General features: G+C 71.2%; 16 protein-coding genes. 10 read left to right on the plus strand and 6 right to left on the minus strand.

The genetic code is table 11. The annotated features are described in order from the left end of the window. Positions 1 to 18: 18 nt before the first annotated feature. Positions 19 to 780, minus strand: a complete 762-nt coding sequence (locus FHS23_RS16475) for a 2-phospho-L-lactate guanylyltransferase (RefSeq protein ID WP_183656344.1) — start codon at positions 778 to 780, stop codon at positions 19 to 21. Positions 781 to 864: 84 nt separating this feature from the next. Between FHS23_RS16475 and FHS23_RS16480 the strand changes: the two genes are divergently transcribed. From FHS23_RS16480 to FHS23_RS16490, 3 genes are all read left to right on the plus strand, one after another. After that, positions 865 to 1,563, plus strand: a complete 699-nt coding sequence (locus FHS23_RS16480; protein WP_183656347.1) for a lysophospholipid acyltransferase family protein — start codon at positions 865 to 867, stop codon at positions 1,561 to 1,563. Next, positions 1,556 to 2,617: an NAD(P)H-dependent glycerol-3-phosphate dehydrogenase gene (locus FHS23_RS16485; protein WP_183656350.1), complete on the plus strand. Its 1,062-nt coding sequence runs from the start codon at positions 1,556 to 1,558 to the stop codon at positions 2,615 to 2,617. The genes FHS23_RS16480 and FHS23_RS16485 overlap by 8 nt, the downstream gene beginning before the upstream one ends. A 243-nt stretch (positions 2,618 to 2,860) precedes the next feature. Next, a complete protein-coding gene (locus tag FHS23_RS16490; RefSeq protein WP_183656352.1) occupies positions 2,861 to 3,412 on the plus strand; it encodes a cysteine dioxygenase in 552 nt (183 codons plus the stop codon). Positions 3,413 to 3,481: 69 nt separating this feature from the next. Here FHS23_RS16490 and FHS23_RS16495 read toward each other — a convergent pair whose 3' ends face one another. Then, positions 3,482 to 4,237, minus strand: coding sequence for a pyridoxamine 5'-phosphate oxidase family protein (locus tag FHS23_RS16495; protein WP_246382366.1), 756 nt, complete (start codon positions 4,235 to 4,237; stop codon positions 3,482 to 3,484). A gap of 87 nt (positions 4,238 to 4,324) precedes the next feature. Here FHS23_RS16495 and pdxR point away from each other — a divergent pair, with 87 nt between their 5' ends. Both pdxR and FHS23_RS16505 read left to right on the plus strand, forming a co-directional pair. Continuing rightward, entirely contained in the window at positions 4,325 to 5,725 is a 1,401-nt protein-coding gene (pdxR, locus tag FHS23_RS16500) for a MocR-like pyridoxine biosynthesis transcription factor PdxR (RefSeq protein WP_343054015.1), read from the plus strand. Between the two features lie 11 nt (positions 5,726 to 5,736). After that, positions 5,737 to 6,834, plus strand: a complete 1,098-nt coding sequence (locus FHS23_RS16505; RefSeq protein WP_183656355.1) for a D-alanine--D-alanine ligase family protein — start codon at positions 5,737 to 5,739, stop codon at positions 6,832 to 6,834. Positions 6,835 to 6,915: 81 nt separating this feature from the next. Here FHS23_RS16505 and FHS23_RS16510 read toward each other — a convergent pair whose 3' ends face one another. After that, positions 6,916 to 7,446, minus strand: coding sequence for a DUF3515 domain-containing protein (locus FHS23_RS16510; protein WP_343054058.1), 531 nt, complete (start codon positions 7,444 to 7,446; stop codon positions 6,916 to 6,918). A 271-nt stretch (positions 7,447 to 7,717) separates the two neighbouring features. Next, positions 7,718 to 7,957: an Lrp/AsnC ligand binding domain-containing protein gene (locus FHS23_RS16515; protein ID WP_183656361.1), complete on the minus strand. Its 240-nt coding sequence runs from the start codon at positions 7,955 to 7,957 to the stop codon at positions 7,718 to 7,720. Between the two features lie 90 nt (positions 7,958 to 8,047). On the opposite strand from FHS23_RS16515, the gene FHS23_RS16520 reads away from it, so the two are divergent. From FHS23_RS16520 to FHS23_RS16535, 4 genes are all read left to right on the plus strand, one after another. Next, the gene (locus FHS23_RS16520) at positions 8,048 to 9,046 is read left to right on the plus strand and encodes a thiamine-phosphate kinase (RefSeq protein ID WP_343054016.1); all 999 of its coding nucleotides are present in this window, start codon (positions 8,048 to 8,050) and stop codon (positions 9,044 to 9,046) included. A 19-nt stretch (positions 9,047 to 9,065) separates the two neighbouring features. Continuing rightward, positions 9,066 to 9,539 carry a GNAT family N-acetyltransferase gene (locus tag FHS23_RS16525; protein WP_183656365.1) on the plus strand — a complete coding sequence of 158 codons (474 nt, stop codon included), beginning with the start codon at positions 9,066 to 9,068 and terminating at the stop codon, positions 9,537 to 9,539. A 5-nt stretch (positions 9,540 to 9,544) separates the two neighbouring features. Then, positions 9,545 to 10,066 (plus strand): gamma carbonic anhydrase family protein, encoded by a 522-nt coding sequence (locus FHS23_RS16530; protein ID WP_183656368.1) that lies wholly within the window; start codon positions 9,545 to 9,547, stop codon positions 10,064 to 10,066. Positions 10,067 to 10,135: 69 nt separating this feature from the next. After that, complete coding sequence (locus FHS23_RS16535; RefSeq protein ID WP_183657375.1) at positions 10,136 to 10,798, plus strand: uracil-DNA glycosylase; 663 nt, start codon at positions 10,136 to 10,138, stop codon at positions 10,796 to 10,798. A gap of 218 nt (positions 10,799 to 11,016) precedes the next feature. Here FHS23_RS16535 and FHS23_RS16540 read toward each other — a convergent pair whose 3' ends face one another. Then, on the minus strand, positions 11,017 to 11,523 hold the full coding sequence (locus FHS23_RS16540; RefSeq protein WP_221219691.1) for a CGNR zinc finger domain-containing protein: 507 nt from the start codon (positions 11,521 to 11,523) through the stop codon (positions 11,017 to 11,019). Between the two features lie 61 nt (positions 11,524 to 11,584). On the opposite strand from FHS23_RS16540, the gene FHS23_RS16545 reads away from it, so the two are divergent. Then, a complete protein-coding gene (locus FHS23_RS16545) occupies positions 11,585 to 12,217 on the plus strand; it encodes a LysE family translocator (protein ID WP_221219692.1) in 633 nt (210 codons plus the stop codon). A gap of 331 nt (positions 12,218 to 12,548) precedes the next feature. Here the strand turns inward: FHS23_RS16545 and rpmB are convergent, their stop codons facing one another. After that, positions 12,549 to 12,740, minus strand: a complete 192-nt coding sequence (gene rpmB, locus FHS23_RS16550) for a 50S ribosomal protein L28 (RefSeq protein WP_075846683.1) — start codon at positions 12,738 to 12,740, stop codon at positions 12,549 to 12,551. Between the last annotated feature and the right edge of the window lie 119 nt (positions 12,741 to 12,859).

A 12,859-nucleotide genomic window follows, 5' to 3' on the forward strand; every position in this document is an offset into this window, starting at 1 on the left:
CAGGTCCGGCGGGCAGGTTTAACCCTCCGGTCGGTACGCGGCCGCCGGAACGGCACCTGACCGTCCCAGCAGTTCGGTGGTGCTCGGCCCGAGGCCGAGCGTGCGCGCGTGGCGCAGGTCCGATGGGGTGTCGACGTCCGAGCGCAGCGACGGCGCCGCGGCCGTGACCGCCATCGCACCGGAGTGCGCGTGCGCCTGGGCCGAACCGGGGCCGAAGGCGGGCGCGAGCGGCTCCCCGGGCGCCGACAGCAACAACGTCGTGCCGGTGCCGTGCCGGTCGGCCGTGTACGCACGGCGACCGTCGGCCTCGGCGAGTGCCGCGGCGAGGTCGCCGGTACGCAGTGCGGGCAGGTCGGCCTGCAACGCCCCGACGACGCCGCACGCGTCGCCCGGTGACGCGGCTCCCGCGGCGCCGCCCGCTCCGCTGGTTCCCGCCGCTCCCGCGGTGACATCGGCGCGAATCAGCCGCTCCGCCGTGCGCAGGGCGGTGTTGAGGTCCGGGGCGCCGCGGTCGTCGACGACGTCGGCGCCCAGTTCGGCCAGGGCCACGAGCGCGTCGACGTCGCTTGTGACGACCACCACGCGGTCGACGCCGGGCGTGTCGAGTGCCGCCGACACGGTGTCCCGTGCCAGCGCGAGTACCAGTGAGGGGTGCGTTCCGGGGCTCCGGAGGCCTGCGAAGTCCGGCGAACCAGCCGAAACGGCAGGGGCGAGTGCTCCGCGGAGCCGGGATTTGCCGACGTGAGGCGGCTTCATCGGCACGAGGAGTGTGACGGTCACATCGGCCATCTTCTCGCATCTCTCGTGGTCCGGCGCCTGTGGGAGGATCGAGCGCCGAAGCGTGGAAGTGGGCGAGGAGGAGTCTTGGCGGATCGCGAGAGGGGCGGCTTCTGGGTCGGTGCCGCGGCGGCGTTGTTCTACCCGTTGGCGTACCTGAGCAAGCGCGTGTACCGGAACTTCGAGGGCATTCCCCGGAGTGGCCCCGTGCTGCTGGTGATGAACCACGTCTCCCACCTGGATCCGGCCGTCGACGCGGTGTTCGTCCACCGGGCCAAGCGGGTCCCGCGGTTCCTGGCCAAGGCGAGCCTTGTGCGCGTCCCGATCTTCGGCAAGATCATGACCGGCGCGGGCTCGATCCCCGTCGCCCGGGGCACGAGTTCGGCGGGCGACAGCCTCAGGGCGGCGCACCAGGCGCTGGAGGACGGCAAGGTCATCGTGATCTACCCCGAGGGCACGATCACGAAGGACCCGGAGTTCTGGCCGAAGCGCTCGCAGACGGGCGTCGCGCGGCTGGCGCTGGCGAACGACATCCCGGTCATCCCGTGCGCGCGCTGGGGCACCCAGGAGGTGTTCAACGGCTACACCAAGAAGTTCCGCCCGCTGCCCCGGAAGACGGTGACACACGTGGTCGGCGAGCCCGTGGACCTGAGCGCTTACCGGGAGAAGGAGCCGACACCGGACGTGCTGCGCGAGGTGACCGACCTGCTCATGGCGGAGGTCACGACACTGCTGGCCGACGTCCGTGGTGAGGAGCCGCCCGCGAAGGCCGACAGCGATGCCTGAGCGGTCGCTGGACGCCGGCTCGGCCGTACCCGGATCCGCGCGGCCCGCTGTGCGGACCGTCACGGTGCTCGGCGCCGGTTCGTGGGGCACGACGTTCGCGAAAATCCTCGCCGACGCGGGTCGCGACGTCACGATGTGGGCGCGCAGACCCGAGGTCGCGGCCGAGATCGCCGGCCAGCACACGAACTCCGCCTACCTGCCGGGTGCGACGCTGCCGGACAACCTCACCGCGACCTCCGACGCCGCCGCTGCGCTCGACGGCCCCGACGCCGTCGTACTCGCGGTGCCGAGTCAGAGCCTGCGGGACAACCTCGGCCGCTGGCGCGAGCTGTTGCCCGCGGACACGATCCTCGTCAGCCTGGCGAAGGGCGTCGAGCTGGGCACGCTCAAACGCATGAGCCAGGTCGTCGGCGAGATCGCCGGGGTGGCGGACGATTCCGTCGTCGTCGTGGCGGGGCCGAATCTGGCCAAGGAGATCGCCGCGGGTCAGCCGGCCGCCGGGGTGTTCGCCTGCGGCGACCACGAACGGGCCGTCGCGGTGCAGGAGGCGGCGTTCACGTCGTACTTCCGCCCGTACACCAACAACGACGTGGTCGGCAGCGAGCTCGCGGGCGCCTGCAAGAACGTCGTCGCACTCTCGTGCGGCATCGCGGCGGGTCTGGGTTTCGGCGCCAACACGGTCGCGACCCTGATCACCCGCGGACTCGCCGAGACGGCCCGCCTGGGCGTGAAGCTCGGCGCCGACCCGATGACGTTCGCGGGCCTGGCGGGGGTCGGCGACATGGTCGCCACGTGCGCCTCTCCGCTGTCGCGGAACCGCACGTTCGGTGAGCGCATCGGCAGGGGCGAGACGATCGAGCAGGCACAGGAGGCAGTGGGGGGACAGGTCGCGGAGGGCGTCATGTCGTGCCGCTCGATCCGTGATCTGGCCCATGGCGCGGGCGTCGACATGCCCATCACCGACGCGATGTACCGCGTGTGCCACGAGGGCAGCGACCCCGTGACCGTCGGCGCCGAACTCCTCGGACGGGAGCAGAAACCCGAGCGCATGTGAGCGTCGGCACACCGGTTCGCTGCGTGGAATCGGCTTGACGCTCCACCACCGGGCTGGTTTTCTGGCTTACGTGCTGACGCAGAACGTATCCGCGCCGCGGCGACCGCTCATCGGTCGCCGCGGTACGTGCTGCGCGCCTTGTTGTCGCTGTTGCCGGTGAATCCGACGCGTTACTCGACGCCGCAACCGCTCTGACGTCTTTCGACGATTCCCTTTTCGACAGCAAGGATCTTCCGCGTTCCCATGTTCGCCGTTCCCGAGAACACCATCGCCCTGCCCGAGTCCGCCGCCCACGTCGCGCGCCACCCGGTGCGCATCGCCCGCGACTACGCACTCGACCGTGACCGCTGGCGCACACTGCTGCGCTACGACCCGGACGAGCGGTTCGCCGCGCTGATCGACCGCATCGACGGTGACGAGGTATGGCTGCTGAGCTGGCTTCCCGGCCAGCACACCGGCCTGCACGACCACGGCACGGCCACCGGTGCGTTCACCGTCGTGTCCGGGAAGCTCACCGAGACGGTCGCACGCCGGGCCGTGGACGGCACTGCTTTCGGCTCGGCGGCCGACACTGCTGTCGGGGTCGCGGAGCGCGGCGCCGACGGGCGGGCGGCCACCCAGGTGCACACGCTCGGCGAGGGTCAGTCCCGCGTGTTCGGGCCGGGATACGCGCACGACGTGCTCAACGAGGGCCCGGACCCGGCGATCAGCGTGCACGTCTACCGCGCGGAGGGCCGCACGGTCCGCCCCGTCCGCGCCGACGCGCTCATCGGCTCCGTGGCCGAGCCCGGCTGAGACGCGGGCCGTACACAGGACCCGCGGGGCTGAGCGCAGAACCCGCGGGGATGGGTGCAGGGCACCTGGTCAAGGTCGTGTCCGATCGGCGATGTGTGGTGGTACGGGCAGATCGGCCGGGACGTACGACGCTGCACGGGGCGGGTCGAACACCGTGCGGACGTCGATCACGCCCGCCCATACGTCGTCGCGGTCGAGGTCGGCGGGCTGCTCGGCGGGATCGCCGCCGCGGACCTTCACCGACGCTTCCGTCAAGTCGAGAGCCAGTACCGCGACACCCGCTAGCTCCTTGGCGTCCGGCCGCCGGGCGTAGTCCCATGATCCGGGCGCGAGATGGTCGCTGATCACGCGCAGCGCGCGGTCGCGTTCGGTCTCCTCGGTCACGGCGCGCGCCGCCCCGTGCACTACGGCGGAGCGGTAATTCATCGTGTGGTTGTTCAGCGAGCGCGCATAGACGATTCCGTCGAGAATCGTGACCGTGACGCAGATGTCCACACCGCCTGCGGCGGTGCGCACGTTGCCGGAGCCGGTGGAGCCGTGCAGGTAGAGCGTGTCGCCGTCGCGGCCGTATCCGGTCGGCACGCACAGCGGCGAGCCGCCGGACACGAGCGCGAGGTGGCAGAACAGCCCGGCGTCGAGCACGGCGCGCAACTCGCCGCGGTCGGCGACGGCCCGATCCTGTTTGCGGGTCAGCGTGCTGCGTGCGGTGGAGGACAGTGGCGTGGAAAACAGTGGCGCGGAGGACGGCGGCGCGGAGGAAGACCGCGTGGCGCGCGGTTGCGGAGAGGTCGGCATGAGGCTCACCATCGCCGAGACAAGTGGCATGGTGAAATGTCCACAGTCGAACTGATTCGAAAGGCCACTTCGGTGGCGAGGGAGCCGCTGTGAGGGAGCTGCTGTGAGGGAGTCGGTGTGACGCACGTCGAGGCGACGCCGCAGCGTGAGACGGCGTTGCCGGTGACACTGGACCGGGACTCGAGTGTGCCGTTGGCCGTGCAGCTGGCCGATGCGCTGCGGGAGTCGGCGTCGTCGGGTCATTTGCGCGGTGGGGACCGACTGCCGTCCACTCGTGCGCTCGCGGGCAGGCTCGGCGTCAGCCGCACCGTGACGGCCGCTGCGTACGAACAGCTTCACGCCGAGGGCTGGATCGTCGGCAAGCACGGTTCGGGCACGTACGTCACGACGTCGCCGCCGACGGCCCGGCCCGAACACCGTTCCGTGGCTCCGCGTGACGAGCCCCCGGCAGGCAGGCTCGCCTTGCTCCCGGGTGTGCCGTGGGCGGAAGGACTGGACCGGTCGGCGTGGCGGCGCGCGTGGCGGGCGGCATCGGACACGCCTCCCGCCGTGTACCTGTCGAGAACGGGGCTGGGGGAGTACCGCGAGGTCATCGCCGAGCACCTGTTGCGCCACCGCGGTCTCGACGCGGGTACCGAGTCGGTGCTCGCCACCGGAGGCACGACGGCCGCCGTGGTGGAACTGGCCGCTGCCGTGCTGTCGCCGGGCGACCTCGTCGCCGTCGAGGAACCGGGATATCAGCGCGCTGTGCAGGCGTTCTCCCGTGCCGGCATACGCGTGGCGGGGGTGCCGGTGGACGGCGAGGGGATGCGCACCGACCGCATCCCGCCCGGCGCGCGGGTCGTGTACTGCTCGCCCGCGCACCAGTACCCGATGGGCTGCCGGATGAGTGCCTCCCGCCGCGTCGAGCTCGCGGAACTGGCCCGGCAGCGGGATTTCCTCGTCGTGGAGGACGACTACGACGGCGAGCTGCGCTACGACGTGGCCCCGTTGCCGTTGCTGGCCTCGCTCGCCCCCGACGTCGTCGTGCACCTGGGCACCACGAGCAAGATCCTCACACCGACGCTGGGTGCGGGGTGGATGGTCGCTCCGCCGTCGGTGACGCGGGCCGTCCTGGAACACCGCGAGCTGACCGGCACCCGTCCGTCGCCGGCCGGTCAGCACGTGGTCGTCGAGCTCGCCCGGCACGGCGACCTGGGCAGGCACCTGCGCAGACTGCGACGGGAGCTGTCGGACCGGCGGTCGATCCTCGTGAACGCGTTCGCCGCCGCGGGGGTGCCGGTGCTCGGCGACGACGCCGGTGCCCACCTCGTGGTGCCGCTGTCGTCGGCCGAGGAGGAACGTGAGCGGCTCGCGGCGGGCAAGCGCCGCGGAGTGCTGCTCGACGGCCTCGCGCGCCACTTCGCCACCGCGCCGACGGCACACGGTGTACTCGTCGGCTACGCGGGGTGTTCGCGGTCCGAACTCGCCGAATGCGTGCCGACGCTCGTTGAACTGACCCGGATGAGGCACCGGTAGGGTGATCCGTCATGAGTAGCCGCAAGACGCGCGTGGCCGTGGTGTTCGGCGGCCGCAGCAGTGAGCACACGATTTCCTGCGTGTCCGCAGGCTGCGTGCTGGAGAACCTGGACCCGGAACGGTTCGACGTCGTGCCCGTCGGCATCACCCCTGAGGGCGGCTGGGTGCTGGGCACCGACGACCCGAAGACCCTCGAGATCCGCGGGCGCGAACTGCCGTCGGTCGACGACGGCCGCGGGCTCGTGTTGCCGGGTGACCCGACGAGCAAGCGCGTCGTGAGTGTCGAACCCGGCCGCGAGTCCGAGGTGCTGTCCGAGGTGGACGTCGTGTTCCCCGTGCTGCACGGCGCCTTCGGCGAGGACGGCACCATCCAGGGGCTGCTGGAGATGGCGGACCTCCCCTACGTCGGCGCCGGCGTGCTCGCCAGTGCGGCGGCGATGGACAAGGAGTTCGCGAAGAAGCTGTTGGCGGCCGAGGACCTGCCGGTCGGCCCGTACGCGACGGTCCGCCGTGGACAGTCCACCCTCGACGAGTCCGAGCGTGAGCGGCTCGGGCTTCCGGTGTTCGTCAAGCCGGCGCGGGCCGGCTCGTCGGTCGGCATCACGCGCGTCACCGACTGGTCGCAGCTCGACGACGCGATCGCACTGGCACGCCGGACGGACCCGAAGGTGCTCGTCGAGGCGGGGGTCACCGGCCGCGAGGTCGAGTGCGGCGTGCTGGAGTTCCCCGACGGCCGCGTCGGCGCGTCGCTGCCCGCGGAGATTCGCGTGCTCGCCGACGACGCCGATGCCTGGTACGACTTCGAGACCAAGTACCTCGGCGAGGACGCCGAACTCGACATTCCCGCCAAGCTCGGCGACGACGTCACCGAACGCCTGCGCCTGGCCGCGATCGAGGCGTTCCGTGCGCTGGACTGCCAGGGACTGGCCCGTGTCGACTTCTTCGTCACCGACTCCGGCGAGCTCGTCATCAACGAGGTCAACACGATGCCGGGCTTCACGACGACGTCGGCCTACCCGAAGATGTGGGCCGTCACGGGCATCGACTACGCGACGCTGCTGTCCACTCTGGTCGACACGGCGATCGCCCGCGGCACCGGCCTGCGCTGAGCCGATCGGCTGTCGGGTCGTGCACCGGACCGATTCGCTTCGGGGGCGATCCGCCGCGGGCGCGCCGCTCGCGGCGGATCCTCAGAAGGGTGAGACCTGTTTCATGTGCTTGCCGGCGAGGTCCGAGATCCGCTGCAGCGGTCCGGTTCCCGTGCCTTCGGGCACGGTGAGTGCGAGGTAGACGGGCCGGTCCACGACGTACCAGGTGGCGCTCGGACTGGACTCGTCCGGCACGTGCAGCCACTGCACGCCGTTGATCTGCCGCAGCGAGGACGTGCGTGTCAGTTCCGGCGGCCTGTCGAGGCCGCAGCGCAGCACCACCGGATTGTCGCGTCCCCATGCTGCGGCGGCGGGCGGCACCGGTTCGGCGAGTTCGCGCCGCTCCAGCTGCTCGCCCGACGACGTCAACTCCTCGGGTACGGCCTCGAGCATTCCGCGGCATGCGTCGCTGCCCGCCTCCGGTGCGGGAATCGACACGAGCGGTAGCGGCCCCACGTCGCCGCCCGCCTGCGAGTCGTTGCCTGCGTCCGACCCGGCGCTCCGGCCGAACAGCCCGACGGCCCCGACGCCCGCGACCAGGGCCACGGCGAGAGCGACGGCCGCGATGAGCACCTTCCGCGGCGGCGCACCGGTGTCGGTCGTGCCGGGAGCGGGCGTGGCGGCGCTGCTTACCTCCGAATCGTCGGCGGGTGAGGTTCCGCCGACAGGGCTGCCGACAGGGGCGTCGGCAGGAGTGGCGTCGTCAGGTGCGGCATCGGCGTTGTCGCCGGACCGGTCCGCCCGGCCGGGCGTGTCGGAGCTGTCGGTCATGCGGTGATGTCGGTCCTCGGTGTCGGTCGTCCCCGGTACGGATCACCCTGCGGCCTGTCGCGGGTGGGACCCGTCACTGGGCCAGGTGCACCACCGGGCAGGTCAGTGTTCGGGTGATGCCGTCGACGTTCTGGACGTTGGCGACCACGAGCTGGCCGAGGTCGTCGACGTTGTCGGCCTCCGCGCGGACGATGACGTCGTACGGGCCGGTGACGTCCTCGGAGCTGGCCACTCCGGGCAGTTCGGCGATCTTGGCGGCCACCGACGCGGCCTTGCCGACCTCGGTCTGGATGAGGATGTATGCGTGCACCACGGCGCGTCCCTTCGTCCGTTTCGGCCCCCGTGGGCCCAAGATAGGTAACGTCGCTGCAACGTACCGCAGGTGGGGCACCGGAGGTGTTGTGTGGAGGGCAGGGACAGCGGCAGAGCCGCGGAAGACGGAGCAGGGCAGGACGTGGGCGGCACCGTGGCCGACGTCGGCGAGTTCGGCTTGATCCGCGAGGTCACGGGCCGGCAGCAGCAGCCCGTCGGCACGGTCGTCGGACCCGGCGACGACGCGGCCGTGGTGTCGGCGCCGGACGGACGCGTGGTGATCAGCACGGACATGCTGGTGCAGGGCGTGCACTTCCGCCTCGACTGGTCCAGTCCCGAGCAGGTCGGCCACAAGGCCGCCGCGGTGAATCTGGCCGACATCGCCGCCATGGGCGCGACGCCGACGTCGCTCGTGGTCGGCTTCGGCTGTCCGGCCGACACCGACGCCGCCGTCGCGACCGGCATCTCCGACGGACTGACGGCGGAGGCCGCGCGCGTGGGCGCGGGCGTCGTGGGCGGCGACGTGGTGCGGTCGGACCAGTTGGTCGTCAGCGTCACAGCGATCGGTGACCTCGGCGGTCGCGCGCCGGTGACGCGCTCGGGTGCACGGCCGGGCCACATCGTCGCGGTGTGCGGCAAGCTGGGCTGGGCGGCCGCCGGACTCGCCGTGCTGGGCAGGGGTTTCCGCTCGCCGGTGGGTGTGGTCAACGCCCAGCGAGCGCCGGAACCGCCGTACACCGCGGGCCTCGCGGCGGCCGACGCGGGCGCCACCGCGATGATCGACATCTCCGACGGGCTCCTCGCCGACCTCTCGCACCTGGCCGAGGAATCCGGTGTCGGCATCGACATCACGTCCGAGTCGCTCGAGGTGGACCGCAAGCTCGTCGACGTCGCGGGTGCGCTCGGTGCCGACCCGATGCGGTGGGTGCTCACGGGTGGGGAGGATCACGCACTCGTGGCGACGTTCCCGTCGTTCGTGGACCTTCCCCAGGGCTGGCGGCAGATCGGCACCGTGCTGATGCCCGACACCGGCGTCACCGTCGACGGCAAGCCCTACGACGGCGACATCGGATGGGAACACTGGCGCTGAATCGGGTTACATGGAGCTCGTGGACATTCACGTGCTCGCCTTCGACCACCCCGATTCGACCAAGCTGATCGACCTCGTCCAACAGGAGTACGTCAGTCGCTACGGCGACCCCGACGTGACGCCCGTCGACCCGGCGGAGTTCGCGCCCCCGCAGGGGATCTTCCTCGTCGGTTACCGCGATGACGTCCCCGTCGCCTGCGGCGGGTGGCGCGCACACGCCACCGACGAAGGGTCACTGCGCGCGGGGGACGCCGAGATCAAGCGCATGTTCGTCGTCGACGGCGAGCGCGGCCGCGGTCACGCGCGCGCCATGCTGGCCGCACTCGAACGCACCGCGGCCGAGCACGAGTGCGGGCGCATCGTTCTCGAAACCGGGTACAAACAGCCCGAGGCCATCGCGTTGTACCGTTCGTCGGGCTACTACGAGATCGAGAAGTTCGGCGTGTACGCCCAGGACCCGATCAGCGTGTGCATGGCGAAGGAACTGGAGTAACCCGCATGGCGATCTACGCGCTCGGTGACCTCGAACCCGACATCCATCCCGACGCGTGGGTGCACCCGGACGCGACGCTGATCGGCGACGTGCGCCTCGGCGCCGAGGCGTCGATCTGGCCGCAGACCGTGCTGCGCGCCGACAACGACCGCATCGAGGTCGGCGCGCGCTCCAATATCCAGGACGGCTGTATCGTCCACGTCGCCAAGGGCCAGCCCACCGTCCTCGGTCCGGGATCGGCGATCGGCCACAACGTCCACGTCGAAGGCGCGACGATCGGCACGGGGTGCCTGCTCGCGTCCGGTTCCGTCGTGCTGAACGGCACGGTCGTCGAGGACGGAGGCGTGGTCGGCGCGGGAGCCGTCGTGTCGTACCGCGGGCACGTTCCGACCGGGCACATCGCCCTCGGCGTACCGGCCAGGACGCGGGAGAACACCTCGTTGGACGCCGACGCGATCGCGCGCATCGTCGACGGCTACGTCGAGCGCGCGAAGCGGTACCGGGCCGAGTTGCGCAGGCTCGACTGACCGTGAGACCGGATTCACCGGCGCGCTAGAGTCCGGGCCGTGACTTCCACGGGTACTTCGGGACGCGAGCTGACCGATGTCGTCGAGGCGGGCTGGGCCGAGGCCCTTGCGCCGGTCGCGGACACCATCGGCGCGATGGGGGAGTTCCTGCGCGCCGAGATAGCCGCGGGACGCACCTACCTGCCCTCGGGTGAGCACATCCTGCGCGCGTTCCAGCAGCCGCTCGCCGACGTGCGCGTGCTGATCGTCGGCCAGGACCCGTATCCGACGCCCGGACATCCGATCGGCCTGTGCTTCGCCGTCGCCCCGGACGTGCGCCCGCTGCCGAAGAGCCTGGTCAACATCTACAAGGAGTACTGCGAGGACCTCGGGCATCCGATGCCGTCCAACGGTGATCTGACGCCGTGGACCCGGCAGGGCGTGCTGTTGCTGAACCGGTCGCTCACGGTGCAGCCGGGCAAGCCCAATTCGCACCAGGGCAAGGGCTGGGAGCAGGTGACCGAGCAGGCGATCCGCGCGCTCGCCGCTCGTGACCAGCCGCTCGTGGCGGTCCTGTGGGGCAGCAACGCGCGCAAGCTCAAGCCGCTCATCGGGGCAGAGCGGTGCATCGAGTCTGTGCATCCGAGCCCGCTGTCGGCGCACAACGGCTTCTTCGGGTCGAGGCCGTTCAGTCGCGCCAACGACCTTCTCCAGGCGCAGGGCGCCGACCCGGTCGACTGGCGCCTCCCGTAACGACTCCCGCATGTCCTGGTTCGACGGGCCCGTGTTGCGGGTTCAGGGGATCGTGTTGCGGATTCCGGGGGCCGTGTTGCGGGTTCAGGGGGCGTGTGCACCCGCAGGTATCCCCACCCCGCCCCGCGCGGCTCCGCACCGCCGCCCCTCCCCGAGAGTTGGTACCGAGCCGGGACGCGATCGCGAGCGCCTGCGCGGGGCCTCGTCGTGCGCCGGGCTCAGCGGCCGGCGCCGGCGGCGCGGCGTCGGTGGGCGGCGACCTTGTGCCGGTTGAGACAGGTCGTTGAGCAGAACCGGCGCCGGCCCGCGGGGGAGGAATCGGCGTAGACGTCGACGCAGTTCGAGGCGCTGCAGGTGCCGAGCCGACCCGGGTCGTGTCGTAGGAGCCACGCCAGCACGGTCGTCGCGAGGGCGGCGGGTAGCAGGTCGGCGGGGTCGTCCACGGCCCATCGCAGGCCGTCGGCCGCCGCGACCGGAGTCGGCCGCAGGGACTGCAACAGCTCGTTGAGGCGCTCAGCGGACGGGTCTGCGGCGAACAGCGGGTGGATCGCGTTGGCGGCGGCGACGAGACCGTCGACGTCGGGCAGAGGTCCGGTCCAGGTCAGCAGCTCCGCGGCGTCGGGGTAGGCGGTGTGTTGCTCGCCTGCGGCGTCGCGGGCCGCGTCGGCGAACTCGTTCACGAACTCGACCACGCCGCGCATCTCGAGCACGGGAACATCCGGCATCTCGTCACACTAACCCGTTGCGCCGTGTCATGGGGTTACGCGCCAGGTAACCTGATCAACTATGTCTTCCGGTTACATCGATGTCGGGGTGCTGCCCGCGTTCCTGGGAGCGGTCGTCGTGCTGATGGTCGTGCCGGGGCCCGACATGGCGTTCATGGTCGCCACCGGCTTGCGCGACGGCCGGCGCGCGGCGGCGCGGGCGGCGTTCGGCATCACCGCGGGCGTCAGCGTGTACGTCGTGCTGACGGCCCTCGGTCTCGGTGCGCTCCTCGCCGCGATGCCGCAGGTCGGCGATGTGATCCGGCTGTGCGGAGCCGTGTACCTCGGCTGCCTGGCGTGGACGACCTGGCGCAGTGCCGGCGCGCCGGTCGCGGTCGACGCCGCGCCGCAGCCGCGGGCGTTCCGGCGTGGCTTCCTCGTGAATCTGTCGAACCCGAAGATCCTGCTATTCTTCACCGCGTTCCTGCCGCAGTTCCTGGGCGACGCCGCGGCGAATCCGGCGTTGCAGCTGCTCCTGCTCGGCCTGCTGCTGCAGGTGACCGGCCTGGTTGTGGACCTCGTCACCGGCCAGCTGGCGGGTGCGGTCCGTGAGCGGGTGTTGGAGCGGCCACGGGTGCGCACGGCGTTCGAACGGCTCGCGGCGACCGTCTACGGAGCGTTGGCCGCCGCACTGGTCGCCGACTCCCTGCGCTGACGCCGGCCCCGAGCGCAGACGCTCGCGACTGAATCCAGGCTCAGTGGCGCACTCCCGGAGGGTAGCGGTGCACACACGCGCCGGGCGGCGGTGGGGATCCGCGTGCGGCGGAGGCGGGGACACCTGCGGGTGCAACACGCCCTCCGGAAGCCGCAACACGATCCCCTGGACCCGCAACACGGTCCCCGGAATCCGCAACGCGATCCCCTGGACCCGCAACACGGGCCCCGGAAGCCGCAACACGCGGGGTCGAGTGCAGGACACGCGCACAGCACGGAGCCCCGAGGATCAGTTGATCCCCGGGGCTCCGAGAGCTTCGTATTCTGAGGCGTCAGCCCCGAACGACCTTGCCGGCCTTCAGGCAGGAAGTGCACACGTTCATGCGCTTCTTCTGGGAAAGCCCGAGCTTCGCGTGCACGGTCTGGATATTCGGGTTCCACCGGCGGTTGGTCTTCCGGTGAGAGTGCGAGACCGACTTGCCGAAGCCCGGCCCCTTGCCACAGACGTCGCACACGGCAGCCACGTCGAACACTCCTCGAGAAAGTAGGTAAACACAATCCACCCGGGAATGCCGGGCATCTCGAACAGGGTAGCCGGTGCGTTCACCACGGCTCCATCCGGGTCGATACGCTCGCGTCGAAC

The sequence above is a fragment of the Prauserella isguenensis genome (assembly GCF_014191605.1).
In the GTDB taxonomy this organism is placed as follows: Bacteria; Actinomycetota; Actinomycetes; order Mycobacteriales; family Pseudonocardiaceae; genus Prauserella; species Prauserella isguenensis.

What these genes read in the sequence shown, in the direction of transcription:
- FHS23_RS16530 (WP_183656368.1), top strand. Translation starts at nt 9,545, where the DNA reads ATGGCGATCTACGCGCTCGGTGACCTCGAACCCGACATCCATCCCGAC.
- FHS23_RS16485 (WP_183656350.1), top strand. Translation starts at nt 1,556, where the DNA reads ATGCCTGAGCGGTCGCTGGACGCCGGCTCGGCCGTACCCGGATCCGCG.
- FHS23_RS16545 (WP_221219692.1), top strand. Translation starts at nt 11,585, where the DNA reads ATGTCTTCCGGTTACATCGATGTCGGGGTGCTGCCCGCGTTCCTGGGA.
- FHS23_RS16540 (WP_221219691.1), bottom strand. Translation starts at nt 11,523, where the DNA reads ATGCCGGATGTTCCCGTGCTCGAGATGCGCGGCGTGGTCGAGTTCGTG.
- FHS23_RS16490 (WP_183656352.1), top strand. Translation starts at nt 2,861, where the DNA reads ATGTTCGCCGTTCCCGAGAACACCATCGCCCTGCCCGAGTCCGCCGCC.
- FHS23_RS16505 (WP_183656355.1), top strand. Translation starts at nt 5,737, where the DNA reads ATGAGTAGCCGCAAGACGCGCGTGGCCGTGGTGTTCGGCGGCCGCAGC.
- FHS23_RS16495 (WP_246382366.1), bottom strand. Translation starts at nt 4,237, where the DNA reads ATGCCACTTGTCTCGGCGATGGTGAGCCTCATGCCGACCTCTCCGCAA.